General features: G+C 60.2%; 9 protein-coding genes and 1 other annotated feature. Of the genes, 4 read left to right on the top strand and 5 right to left on the bottom strand.

What is annotated here, in order from left to right:
* Positions 1-34: 34 nt before the first annotated feature.
* Positions 35-2,125, bottom strand: a complete 2,091-nt coding sequence (gene recG / locus NFS22_RS03230; RefSeq protein WP_251316326.1) for an ATP-dependent DNA helicase RecG — start codon at positions 2,123-2,125, stop codon at positions 35-37.
* A 191-nt stretch (positions 2,126-2,316) separates the two neighbouring features.
* Here recG and NFS22_RS03235 point away from each other — a divergent pair, with 191 nt between their 5' ends.
* Positions 2,317-3,249: a D-2-hydroxyacid dehydrogenase gene (locus NFS22_RS03235; RefSeq protein WP_251316327.1), complete on the top strand. Its 933-nt coding sequence runs from the start codon at positions 2,317-2,319 to the stop codon at positions 3,247-3,249.
* A 107-nt stretch (positions 3,250-3,356) separates the two neighbouring features.
* Here NFS22_RS03235 and hflX read toward each other — a convergent pair whose 3' ends face one another.
* From hflX to NFS22_RS03255, 4 genes are all read right to left on the bottom strand, one after another.
* A complete protein-coding gene (gene hflX, locus NFS22_RS03240) occupies positions 3,357-4,646 on the bottom strand; it encodes a GTPase HflX (RefSeq protein ID WP_251316328.1) in 1,290 nt (429 codons plus the stop codon).
* A 297-nt stretch (positions 4,647-4,943) separates the two neighbouring features.
* On the bottom strand, positions 4,944-5,444 hold the full coding sequence (locus tag NFS22_RS03245) for a flavin reductase family protein (RefSeq protein ID WP_251316329.1): 501 nt from the start codon (positions 5,442-5,444) through the stop codon (positions 4,944-4,946).
* A 137-nt stretch (positions 5,445-5,581) separates the two neighbouring features.
* Entirely contained in the window at positions 5,582-5,785 is a 204-nt protein-coding gene (gene rpmE / locus NFS22_RS03250) for a 50S ribosomal protein L31 (protein ID WP_160666733.1), read from the bottom strand.
* 115 nt (positions 5,786-5,900) lie between these two features.
* Complete coding sequence (locus NFS22_RS03255) at positions 5,901-6,794, bottom strand: dihydrodipicolinate synthase family protein (protein WP_251316330.1); 894 nt, start codon at positions 6,792-6,794, stop codon at positions 5,901-5,903.
* A 208-nt stretch (positions 6,795-7,002) separates the two neighbouring features.
* Positions 7,003-7,240 (top strand) — a binding site (T-box leader).
* 74 nt (positions 7,241-7,314) lie between these two features.
* Here NFS22_RS03255 and leuA point away from each other — a divergent pair.
* The 3 genes from leuA (at position 7,315) to NFS22_RS03270 (ending at position 12,365) form a co-directional block, all read left to right on the top strand.
* Positions 7,315-9,000, top strand: coding sequence for a 2-isopropylmalate synthase (gene leuA / locus NFS22_RS03260; RefSeq protein WP_251316331.1), 1,686 nt, complete (start codon positions 7,315-7,317; stop codon positions 8,998-9,000).
* 399 nt (positions 9,001-9,399) lie between these two features.
* Positions 9,400-10,665, top strand: a complete 1,266-nt coding sequence (locus NFS22_RS03265) for a DUF3798 domain-containing protein (protein ID WP_251316332.1) — start codon at positions 9,400-9,402, stop codon at positions 10,663-10,665.
* A 98-nt stretch (positions 10,666-10,763) separates the two neighbouring features.
* Complete coding sequence (locus NFS22_RS03270) at positions 10,764-12,365, top strand: sugar ABC transporter ATP-binding protein (protein ID WP_251316333.1); 1,602 nt, start codon at positions 10,764-10,766, stop codon at positions 12,363-12,365.
* Positions 12,366-12,371: the final 6 nt, after the last annotated feature.

Raw genomic sequence — 12,371 nt, forward strand, 5'->3', positions numbered from 1 at the left:
GTTGTTGGGTTATACATTAGGCGGCTAAAGGCCGCTAGTTGAAAATATCGGGGGTGTCGGCAAAGAGCCGGCGCACCCGCTCCAGCACGGGCCGGTTTTCCGGCGCGGTGAGCTGGGGGTCCTGCTCCAGCAGGGAGCGGGCGGCCTCCTGGGCCTCGCTGAGCAGGCGCATGTCCCCGGACAGGTCGGCCAGCTTCATCTGGGGCAGGCCGTGCTGGCGGTTGCCGAAGAAGTCGCCGGGGCCCCTGGCTTTCAGGTCCTCCTCCGAAATCTTAAAGCCATCGGTGGTGGAGGCCAGGGTGTGCAGGCGCTCCATGGCCTCCAGGCTGCGGGTGCCGGTGATGAGGACGCAGTGGGATTGGTGCTCCCCCCGGCCCACCCGGCCCCGGAGCTGGTGGAGCTGGCTGAGGCCGAAGCGGTCGGCGTTCTCAATGATGATGAGGGAGGCGTTGGGCACGTCCACCCCCACCTCCACCACGGTGGTGGCCACCAGCACCTGGGTATCCCCTCTGGCGAAGGCGGCCATGGCCGCCTCCTTCTCCTTGGGCTTCAGCTTTCCGTGGAGGATGTCCAGCCGAAGGTTGGGGAAGACCTCCTTCCGGAGCTTCTCCCCATAGGTTTTGACGGCTTTCAGGTTCAGGGCGGGGGACTCCTCACCGGGGAGGGCGGCGTCCGGGTTCTCCTCCACGGCGGGGCAGATGATATAGGCCTGCCGCCCCTCGGCCACCTGTTTGCGGACAAAGCCGTACATCCGCTGCCGCTTGTCCTCCCGGACCACGTAGGTGGCAATGGGGGTGCGGCCCGGGGGGAGCTGGTCGATCACAGAGACGTCCAGATCCCCATAGATCATCAGGGCCAGGGTACGGGGGATGGGGGTGGCGGACATGACCAGCACATGGGGGGCGGCCCCCCCGCCGCCTTTGGCGGCCAGAGCCGCCCGCTGGGCTACGCCGAAACGGTGCTGCTCATCAGCCACGATCAGGGCCAGACGCCGGAACTCCACCCCCTCTGAGATGAGAGCGTGGGTGCCCACCGCAAAGTCGATTTCCCCACTGGCCAGGGCCTCCCGGACCTTCTTTTTTTCAGACTGCTTCATGGAGCCGGTCAGCAGGCCCACCCGCACCCCGGCGGGGGAGAGCAGGGCGGACAGGGACTTGAAATGCTGCTCAGCCAGCACCTCGGTAGGGGCCATGAGGGCGGTCTGAAAGCCCCCTTTTGCGCACAGCCAGCCGGCAAAGGCGGCCACGGCAGTCTTGCCGGAGCCCACATCCCCCTGGACCAGCCGGTTCATGGGCCGGCCTGAGGTCATGTCAGCTGCCGCCTCGTCCATCACCCGGCTCTGAGCGTCTGTGGGGGTAAAGGGGAGAAGGGACAGGAACTCCTCCTTGGGCCGGGGCGGAATGGGAAAGCCCTCTCCGCCCTCGTCCCGCCGGCTTTTCAAAAAGCAAAGGCCTACCGCAAGGTAAAACAGCTCCTCAAAGGCCAGCCGCCGTCGGGCCAGTTCAAGGGCCTTTTCGTCCTCGGGAAAATGGATATTTATTATGGCAAACTCCACCGCCGCCAGCCCGTGTTCCTGACGGATGTGCTGGGGCAGGGTCTCGGGCAGGGCTTCGGCGCAGGGGAGGGCCTGCCGGGTGAGGGAGGCCAGCAGATGGTTGCTGACCCCCGCCGTCAGCCGGTAAATGGGCATGATACAGCCGGTAAAGCTCTGCCTGCCCGCCCGCTCAAAGATAGGGTTGACCATGGACCGGCGGCGGCCCTGTTCCTCCACAGCGCCGTAGAAGATGTACTCCTCCCCCGCGCGGATGGCTCGTTCAATGTACCCCTGGTTGAAGAAGGTAAGGTAGAGGGCCCCGGTGTGGTCCACCACCTTCACCTGAACCAGCTCCAGCCCCTTCCGGATGCGGGACAGCCGGGGGTGCTCGGCGGCCATGGCGGTGACACACACCCGGCCCTCCAGAGGGGCGTCCCGGATGGCATACACCGTCCGCCGGTCCTCATAGTCCCGGGGGTACCAGCTCAGCAGACTGGCCGCAGTGGACAGGCCCAGCTTTTCCAGCTTTTTAGCCCGGACCTCCCCCACACCGGGGAAGCTGGTCAGCGGGGTATTGGGGGTGATATCCATGGGGGAGGCCTCCCTTCCTCGTTTTTACAGGACTATTTTATCACATGTTTTTCGGGGAGTAAAGGCGAAGAATGGGGCTTGTCACAGCACTCGGGATTTTATATAATGTAGGGGCGGCCTGTGGCTGTCCGCAAAATACAGCCAAATTTAAACAGGCGGCCACAGGCCGCCCCTAGAAAGGGAGTTGCACCATGTCTGAGTATATTTTAAATCTTCTCCCCCTGAAAGAGGGGGAGAAGGAAGAATTTGAGGCCATCGCTCCCGGCGCCACCCACGTCTATGCCCGCAGCAGCACCGTCACCCCGGAACAGCTGGCCGCCGCCACCGTCATCTTCGGCTGGCCCAGGGCGGAGACCATGAAGGACGCCGTCAGCCTGAAATGGTTCCAGACCATGTGGGCAGGTACCGAGGAGTACGATGGGGCGCTGCCTGAGGGGATTTTGTTTACCTCCTCCAGCGGCTCCAACAGTCGCAGCGTGGCTGAACATATGCTCACCGGGCTGATGGCGGTCTGCCGCCGGCTGCCCGTCTACCTGGACAGCCAGCGCGCCCATGTCTGGAAGGACGAAGGGGCCATGAAGACCATTCTGGGTGGCACCGTTTTGGTTGTGGGAGCGGGAAATGTAGGCTCCACCTTTGCCGGGCTGTGCCAGGGCCTGGGCGCCCGAACCATCGGCCTGAAACGGAAGGTGGCCGGCCCGCTGGAGGGCTTTGACCAGGTCCGGGCCATGGATGAGCTGGACCAGCTGCTTCCCCAGGCCGACGTGGTGGCCCTCACTCTGCCCCACTCTCCCCAGACCGCCGGTCTGATGAACGAGAGCCGCATCGCCCTGATGAAGGACGACGCCGTCCTTATCAGCGCCGGGCGGGGATCGGTGCTGGACCAGGACGCCCTGGTAAAGGCCATGACCGCCGGTAAACTGTGGGGGGCCGTCCTGGACGTCACCGACCCGGAGCCCCTGCCCGCCGAAAGCCCCCTGTGGGACGTGCCCAACCTGCTGCTCACCCCCCACGTGGCCGGCGGCATGCGGCTGGAGATCACCCGCCGGAAGTGCGTGGAGATGGCCCAGGAAAACCTGCGGCGCTATCTGGCCGGGGAGAAGCTGGACAATCTGGTGAAATAAAGAACAGGCTTGCCGCTGAAACCGGCAAGCCTTCATTTTTTCTATTTCTCAGTGGTGAGCGCCCCTGAACAGCGGACTTGCAGGGGCGGCAAATCTGATAGCTGTTTTCAGTCCTCCCAAAATTCCTTATGGGGCGTCCAGCCCTCCACCAGGGGGCCCAGCTGGCCGATTACCTTGGGGGTACAGACAGCCTCCACGTCGATGGTCTCGCCGTAGTCCACGCGCTCCACCTTGGCCTCCACATAGAGCTTGTCCAGCAGGCCTCCCCGGTCGTAGGGCAGGTGGATGGTCACCCGGCGGGCTCCGTTGTCCAGCACCCTGCCGATGGCGGCCAGCAGATCGGGAATGCCCTCCCCCGTTTTAGCGGAGATGGACACCCTGTCCTCCCCGTGGGGACGGATATCCCCTGTCCACAGGTCGCACTTGTTAAATACCTCAATGCGGGGTGTCTGCTCGGCCCCCAGCTCCCGGATGAGCTGGTCCACCACCTCCGCCTGCTCCCGCCACTGGGGGCTGGAGGAATCAATGACATGGAGCAGCAGGTCGGCGTACTCCAACTCCTCCAGGGTGGCTTTGAAGGCCTCCACCAGGTGGTGGGGCAGCTTTCGGATAAAGCCCACCGTGTCAGACAGCAGCACCGTGCAGGTGTCGGAAATCTCCAGCGTCCGGGTGGTGGTGTCCAGGGTGTCGAAGAGCCGGTTGTTGGCGGGAATCTCCGCCCCGGTGAGGTGGTTGAGCAGGGTGGACTTGCCCGCGTTGGTGTAGCCCACAATGGCCACCACTGGCACCTCGTTTTTAATCCGCCGCTCCCGCTGGGTGGCCCGCACCCGGCGCACGTCCTTCAATTCGCTCTCCAGCTTGGCGATTTTCCGGCCCAGAATCCGCCGGTCGGACTCCAACTGAGTCTCGCCGGGACCCCGGGTGCCGATGGCGCCCTCCTGGCGCTCCAGGTGCTTCCACATGCCCAGCAGACGAGGCAGCAGATACTTATACTGGGCCAGCTCCACCTGGAGCCGGCCCTCTCTGGTTCGGGCCCGCTGGGCGAAGATGTCCAGGATCAGGGCGGAGCGGTCCAGCACACCCACCTTCAGCTCCTCGGCCAGGTTGCGCTGCTGGGAGGGGGACAGGGGGTTGTCAAAGATGACCATATCGGCGTCAGTGGCCTCCACCAGTTCCCGGACCTCGGCCACCTTGCCCTCACCAATAAAGGTGCGGGGATCAGGGCTGTCCTTGGACTGGGTGACCACCCCCGCTGTCTGTCCCCCCGCCGTCTCCAGAAGGGCGGCCAGCTCCTCCATAGACTCCTCATCCGCGTTCTCCTCCCGGCTGAGGCTGAAAGCGCTCAGCCCCACCAAAACGGCGCGGTTGAATTGTGTTTTCTCTTGAATATTTTGCATATAGGCTAAGTTTCCTCGTTTTCTCCAGATTCTTTTGCAAATTTTGTAATATAAAGGAGGCAAAGAGTTGGATAAGTCTCATCCTCCAGCGCCCGGGTTATTGCAGCTTGGATTTCCTTCGGCGTCATTTCTGATCTTTTCCCTATCGCTTCTAGCATACTATAGTTTTCGATCGCCCAGCAAATGGAATTTTGCAGTTTAATCGGAAGCCTTTTGACCGCCTCCATAATCTGAGCAATTAAAGGGAGAGGTAGGGCCAGCTGCGGTCCTACCGGACCGCTCTGCCCCACCTGTAAATCAGTCCTTTACCAGGGCCTCTACAATCTCCCCGATATACAGGGTGTGATAATCCTCCTGGGGATACCATTTTGTTTTGATTTCCTGAGGAATATTGGCCGGGTCCATGGGCTGGGCAAACCGCTTGCGGCACACCAGCACCAGCTCGGCCTGCTCGAAGTAGGGGGCGCCGCACTCCGCCGCCTGAACTGTAAAGCCGCATTCCTTTACTTTGTCGATATCCCTGCCGCTCTTGGAGCCGCACAGCTGTAAAGCCTTTCGGCTTTCCTCCCCGAAGAAGGCCAGGGTAAAGTACTCCTCCCGGTCCACGAACTCCTTGGTGTACCGCTGGGGACGGATGTAGCAGGTGGCCGCCGGAGCCCCCCAGATCACGCCCAGCCCGCCCCAGGAGGCGGTCATGGTATTGCAGCGGTCCGCCGTCCCGGCGGTAATGAGCATCCACTGGTCGCCAATGGCAGAGAAAACATTCTTGTCAAGCTGTTTGGGGTCGATTTTACGCATGGTGATTTCCTCCTTATAACATATCCCCCGCAGGGGCAGGGCTCCTTTTGAACTGTACCTTAAAGCTTATGCGATTCCGGGCCATTTTGATGCAAAAAGCCGCACCGAATACACGGTGCGGCTTTTGTACACAGGTCTTACTTGTCGAGGCCGAACTTCTTGTTGAAGCGGCTGACACGGCCACCGGTGTCCACCATCTTCTGCTTGCCGGTGTAGAAGGGATGACATTTGGAGCAAACTTCTACGCGGATGTCCTTCTTGGTGGAGCCGGTCTCGATCACATTGCCGCAGGCGCACCGGATGGTGGTCTGTTGATAGTTGGGGTGGAGGCCTTCCTTCATTTTATCTTCACCTCTTTCTCCTCATGAGGGTATGCTTGTAAACGCAACTGGTATCATAACACAGTTCCGAAGGAAAATCAACAGTTTTTTCAAATTTTTTCTGCCGGTATCCTCATTATGCCTCAACCAGATTTTTGTCCAATACGCCGTCTACATAATCCTTCTGCTCCTGAGTAAGGGGGGCAAAGGGTTTTCTGGGCTGGCCGACGGGGTATCCCTGCCGCTCCAGCTCATATTTGATGGCGGCAATGAGCCCCACGCTGCACATGGCCTCCATGCAGTTGTTGGCCTTGTGCTGGAGGGCCAGCGCCTCCTCCCGCTCACCGCGGTCGAACAGGTCGAAAATCTTTTTGTAGTGGGGCAGCATCATGTTAAAGGTACTGCCAATTGACCCGACGCACCCCAGGGCCTGACCGGCCACCATAGTCTCGTCGTAGCCGTTAAAGGCGATCAGGTCGGGGTTCAGGTTCAGAATTCGTTCCATCTGGTACAGGTTGTAGTTGGTCTGCTTTACCCCCAGGATGGCTCCGCTGCGCAGCAGCTCCACATAGGCCGGGTCGGCGGTGTTGAACTCCTTGTGGGTGTTGCCGGGGAAGTTGTAAATCAGCACCGGAGCCCCGGAGGCCTCCGCAATGTCGTAGTAGTACCGGCAGATCTCTTTGGGAGAGAAGCCGTAGTAAAAGGGCGCGGTGGCGGCGGTGGAGTCAAAGCCCATCCCCATGGCCGCTTTGGCGTAGCGCACCGCTTCATCAGTGGAGATGGCCCCCACATGGGCGATCAGGTTGGTCCTGCCCGCAAAAGAGGAGGCGGCCTCAAAGACCTCCACCCGCTCCCCCTCGGTAAGCAGAAAGCACTCCCCGCTGCTGCCCCCCACGAAGAACCCGGCGGCCCCCTCCTTGAGATTGCGCTCCATGACCCGCTGGAGGGCGGCGCCGTCCACCTGGCCGGACTGGTCATAGGCTGTGATGCTGGCGGAGTAGATACCGCCCAGTTGTTCTTTTGTTTTCATAGCAAATCCCCTTTCCGCTCCAAATTATGGAGCCATTATAGCACGCACAGGTCCGATGCACAACATGGAACTCAATTTTGACACTGCAGGGCGGGCCGGGGGCCGTCCCGCCCTGCAAAAATGGCGGGATGTTCTGAACATTGATTTTCGTAGCTGCGCAAATTTTCTTCTTGACAAGCCGGTCCTTTTCCGCTAAAATACCCAACAAGCAAATGCGGTGAAGGGGAAAAAGACAGGCCCTTCTCACTCAGAGAGCCGGCGGCTGGTGTGAGCCGGTGTGAGGAGCCCTGTGCATAACTGGCCCCTGAGCAGTCCGCCTGAACCCTCAGTAGGGCGGAACGTGGGGCCCCGTTACCGGCCAAGGCCTTGTTGGAGGCTGTTGAGGGCGGACAGGTGACTGTCCGCTGAACCAGGGTGGTACCGCGTGTTATTGACACGCCCCTGACTTGAAAGAGTCGGGGGCGTTTTGCTGTCCCCTGACGTAATCCAACGCCATTTATTTGTTAAGGAGGACACCGCTATGAAACCCAAATTTGAAAAGTATATTCCCTTTACTCCCCAGCCCATTCAAGGCCGCACCTGGCCTGACCGCACCATCACCAGGGCTCCCGTCTGGTGCTCTGTAGACCTGCGGGACGGCAATCAGGCCCTGGTAGACCCCATGAACCTGGCCGAGAAGCTGGAGTATTTCCATACCCTTGTGGATATCGGTGTGAAGGAGATTGAGATCGGCTTTCCCTCCGCCAGCGAGACGGAGTATGAGATTTGCCGGGAACTTATCGAGGGGGGCCACATCCCCGACGACGTGACCATCCAGGTGCTGGTCCAGGCCCGGGAACACTTGATCAAGAAGACCTTTGAGGCCATCCAGGGGGCCAAGAACGTCATTCTCCACTTCTATAACTCCACCTCCACCCTCCAGCGCAAGGTGGTCTTCCACATGGACTGCGAAGGCATCACCAAAATTGCCACCGACGCTGCCGATCTGATCTACGAAATGAGCCAGCCCATGATTAAATCCGGTATGAATCTGCGCTTTGAATACTCTCCGGAATCATTTATGGGCACCGAGATGGACTACGCCGTGGAGATCTGCCAGGCTGTGCTGGACCACCTCCACGCCACCCCGGACAACAAGGTGATCCTCAACCTGCCCACCACCGTGGAGAACTGTATGCCCAACCAGTTTGCCGACATGCTGGAGTACTTCATCCGCACCCTTCCCGGCCGGGACAGCGCCATCATCTCCCTCCACCCCCACAACGACCGGGGCTGCGGCGTGGCCACCACCGAGATGGGCCTGCTGGCCGGGGCCGACCGGGTGGAGGCCACCCTCTTCGGCAACGGCGAGCGCACCGGCAATGTGGACATGGTCACCCTGGCCATGAACATGTACACCCAGGGGGTGGACCCGGAGCTGGACTTCTCCAACATCAACAAAATCAAGGAGATGTTTGAGCGGTGTACCAAGATGCCTGTGGGCGACCGCCAGCCCTACGCCGGCAAGCTGGTCTTTACCGCCTTCTCCGGCAGTCACCAGGACGCCATCAACAAGGGCGTGCAGTATATGAAAACCTCAGGCACCCAGTTCTGGGAAATTCCCTACCTGCCCATTGACCCCGCCGACGTGGGCCGGGAGTACGAGCCCATCATCCGCATCAACTCCCAGTCGGGCAAGGGGGGCGCGGCCTATATCATGGAGCACGACTTCGGCTTCGACCTGCCCAAGTCCATGCACCCCGAGTTTGGCCATATCGTCCAGGTGGAGACCGACAAGGTGGGCAAGGAGATCGCCCCGGAGCGGATCAACCAGCTGTTCCATCAGGAGTATATCGACGTGAAGGAGCCCTACCAGATGCTGAAGCACTCCTTCCACGAGACCATCGACGGGGAGGGGCACTCCCACGTGGCCTTCCAGGGCACCCTGCGGCACACCGACACCGTGTTTGAGGTGTCCGGCGAGGGCAACGGCCCCATTGACGCCTTCTTTAACGCCATCAAGGGGGAGAAGATCGACCGCTTCTCCTTCCTGGACTACTCCTCCCACGCCATCACCGACGGTTCTGACTCCCAGGGTGTGGCCTATATCCTCCTCCAGGACAAGCGCACCGGTAAGCAGTACTGGGGCGTAGGCCTCAGCCACAACATCAACCTGGCCCCCCTCCGGGCCATCCTGGCCGCCATCAACCGGGCTAAAAGAGGGTAAATGGAGCACAATGTGCGGATATCGAAAAGCCTCCCTCCTTGAGGGAGCCTAAAGATTGAACAGGAGTTTGTTTGGCAAGCGGCGGCGGTACCCTTAAAAAATCAAGGGTACCGCTGCCCCGCTGCTGACGCGGGCAGAGTGGTCGATTTTCCCAATCTTTCTTTTGCTCGCCCCTTTATCTTTGTTCGAAACGTAAATACTTTGAAAATAAAGACCAGCTTTCAGCAGGAAAAGATGGAAAACAAGCCCGTTTGAGCCCAAATAGAGGTTGACAAAATATCATTTTTTGTTAAAATAGAGAGAAGTCGAAAAAGGCGTGCGCCTTTTTCCTCTGTACCAAGGTACAGAGAGATTTTTCTGTGCGCCCTAAGACACAAGGTACTTTTTAGGAGGTATACAATGAAAAAGAGGATCAGCATGCTGTTGGCCTGCGCCATGATGCTCGCTCTGGTGAGCTGCGGCGGCGGGAACAACAACACCCCCAGCACTCCCAGCACCAGCGGCTCCAACCCCTCCAGCGCCAGCGGTTCCACCACCGGCGGCGACACCGCCGAGGACTACCACATTGGCATCATCACCGGCTCCGTCTCCCAGTCTGAGGACGACCGCCGGGGCGCCGAGGCCTTCCAGGCCAAGTACGGCGAGGACATGGTCAAGCTGGACATCTACCCCGACAACTTCACCGAAGAGCTGGAGACCACCATTCAGAAGATCGTCAACATGGCTGACGACCCTCTGATGAAGGCTATCATTGTCAACCAGGCCGTTCCCGGCACCACCGAGGCCTTCCGCAAGGTGAAGGAGATGCGCCCTGACATCATCTGCATCGCAGGCGAGGGCCACGAGGACCTGCCCGAGATCGGCTCCGCCGCCGACCTGGTCTGCAACAACGACTTTGTCTCCCGCGGCTATCTGATTATCCGCACCGCCCACGAGTTGGGCGCCGACACCTTTGTCCACATCTCCTTCCCCCGGCACATGGCCTATGAGACCATGAGCCGCCGTGTGGCCGTCATGCGTGAGGCCTGCAAGGAGTTCGACATGGAGTTCTTCCTTGAGACCGCTCCCGACCCCACCTCCGACGTGGGCGTGCCCGGCGCTCAGGCCTATATTCTGGAGAATGTCCCCGCCTGGGTTGACAAGTACGGCACCAAGGCCGCTTACTTCTGCACCAACGACGCCCACACCGAGCCCCTGCTGAAGCAGCTGGTTGAGTACGGCGGCTACTTCATTGAGGCCGACCTGCCCTCCCCCCTGATGGGTTATCCCGGCGCTCTGGGTCTGGACCTGACCGAGGAGGCCGGCGACTTTGAGAAGATCCTGGCCAAGGTGGAGTCCACCCTGGTGGAGAAGGGCTGCGCCGACCGCTTCGGCACCTGGGCCTACTCCTATGGCTACACCCTGTCCGCCGGTCTGGCTGAGCATGCCAAGAACGTGATCGACGGCAAGAGCGAGATCACCGACATGGACGCTGTGGCTGAGGCCCTGAACGTCTATTCCCCCAACGCCCAGTGGAACGGCGCGGGCTACACCAACGCCACCACCGGCGTCAAGTCTGACAATGTGTTCCTGATCTATCAGGACACCTATATCATGGGCAATCCCGGCCACTATATGGGCAACGCCGACGTGGAGATTCCCGAGAAGTACTTCACCGTCAGCTAATCAAACAGGCAAACGACACCAGACGGGGAGGAGGACAGTTCCTCCTCCCCGTTTTCAGTTCAGTGAAATGTGTACAAACGGATAGGTAGGGCAGATGTATGACAAATAACAGCACTCCCTTGCTTCAAATGCAAAACATTAAAAAGGACTTTTTCGGCAACCAGGTCCTCACCGACATCAACTTTACCCTGGGCGCCGGACAGGTGCTGGGCCTGTGCGGCGAAAACGGCGCGGGCAAAAGCACGCTTATGAAGATTCTCTTTGGCATGGACGTGATCCGGGAGACCGGCGGCTACGGCGGCAGCGTCCTCATTAACGGCGAGAAGGTGCAGTTCAACAGCCCCTTTGACGCTTTGAAGGCGGGTATCGGCATGGTGCATCAGGAGTTTTCCCTGATTCCCGGCTTTACCGCCACAGAAAATATCCTCCTGAATCGGGAGCCCCAAAAGAAGAGTATTGTTTCAGAGGTGTTCGGCGAACGGCTGAACACACTGGATTATAAAGAGATGGACCGCCGCTCCGGCGCGGCCATTGAGAAGATGGGCGTCCAGATCGACGCCAAGATGACCATCAGCAATATGCCTGTGGGGCACAAGCAGTTTACCGAGATTGCCCGTGAGTTGAGCAAGGATCAGCTGAAGCTGCTGATTCTGGACGAGCCCACCGCCGTGCTGACGGAGAAGGAGGCCGAGGCCCTGCTGGACTCCATCCGGGGCATGGCCGCCCAGGGCATTTCGGTCATCTTCATTACCCACCGCCTCCACGAGATTCTGGCCGTGTGCGACAAGGTGGTGGTCATGCGGGACGGCCATGTGGTCCGTGACGTCCCCTCGCAGGAGACCAGCGTGGAGGACATCACCCGCTGGATGGTGGGCCGTGACGTGCAGCAGAGCGCCGCCCCTGTCCAGACCCAAACCCAGAGCACCCCCTCCAGCTCCAAAACCATCATGTCCATCAAAAAGCTGTGGGTGGACATGCCCGGCGAGACGGTGCGGGATGTCACCCTGGACATTAGAGAAGGGGAGATTCTGGGCATTGGCGGCCTGGCCGGCCAGGGCAAGCTGGGCATCCCCAACGGCGTTATGGGCCTGTACGAGGCCGGCGGCACCGTGGAGTTTGACGGCAAAGTAATTCCCCTGAACAATCCCCGCAAGTGCCTGGACGCCTCCCTGGCCTTTGTGTCGGAGGACCGGCGGGAGGTGGGACTGCTGCTGGACGAGAGTTTGGAGTGGAACGTGGCCTTCCCCGCCATGCAGATCCAGAACAAGTTTTTAAAAAACCTGCTGGGCGGCCTGATTAAATGGCGGGACGAGAAGGGCATCCATAAGGTAACCCAGAAGTATATTGACGATTTGCAGATCAAATGCACCAGCTCCAGGCAGAAGGCCAAGGAGCTGTCCGGCGGCAACCAGCAGAAGGTGTGTCTGGCCAAGGCCTTTGCCCTGGAGCCCAAGTTCCTCTTTGTGTCGGAGCCCACCCGGGGCATTGACGTAGGCGCCAAGGCGCTGGTGCTGGAGTCGCTGAAGCAGTTCAACCGGGACAGCGGCGTCACTGTGGTGATGATCTCCTCCGAGCTGGAGGAGCTGCGGCAGACCTGTGACCGCGTCGCCATCGTCTCCGGCGGCCGGGTGGCGGGCATCCTGCCCGCGTCCGCCTCCTCGGAGGAATTCGGCCTGCTGATGGTCAGTCAGGTTATATAAAGGAGG

It is taken from the genome of Flintibacter muris (genome assembly GCF_943192995.1).
GTDB lineage: Bacteria > Bacillota > Clostridia > Oscillospirales > Oscillospiraceae > Lawsonibacter > Lawsonibacter muris.

Coding starts and splice junctions, on each gene's coding strand:
- recG (WP_251316326.1), bottom strand. CDS start 2,125: ATGGATATCACCCCCAATACCCCGCTGACCAGCTTCCCCGGTGTGGGG.
- NFS22_RS03255 (WP_251316330.1), bottom strand. CDS start 6,794: ATGAAAACAAAAGAACAACTGGGCGGTATCTACTCCGCCAGCATCACA.
- NFS22_RS03270 (WP_251316333.1), top strand. CDS start 10,764: ATGACAAATAACAGCACTCCCTTGCTTCAAATGCAAAACATTAAAAAG.
- NFS22_RS03265 (WP_251316332.1), top strand. CDS start 9,400: ATGAAAAAGAGGATCAGCATGCTGTTGGCCTGCGCCATGATGCTCGCT.
- NFS22_RS03245 (WP_251316329.1), bottom strand. CDS start 5,444: ATGCGTAAAATCGACCCCAAACAGCTTGACAAGAATGTTTTCTCTGCC.
- leuA (WP_251316331.1), top strand. CDS start 7,315: ATGAAACCCAAATTTGAAAAGTATATTCCCTTTACTCCCCAGCCCATT.
- hflX (WP_251316328.1), bottom strand. CDS start 4,646: ATGCAAAATATTCAAGAGAAAACACAATTCAACCGCGCCGTTTTGGTG.
- rpmE (WP_160666733.1), bottom strand. CDS start 5,785: ATGAAGGAAGGCCTCCACCCCAACTATCAACAGACCACCATCCGGTGC.
- NFS22_RS03235 (WP_251316327.1), top strand. CDS start 2,317: ATGTCTGAGTATATTTTAAATCTTCTCCCCCTGAAAGAGGGGGAGAAG.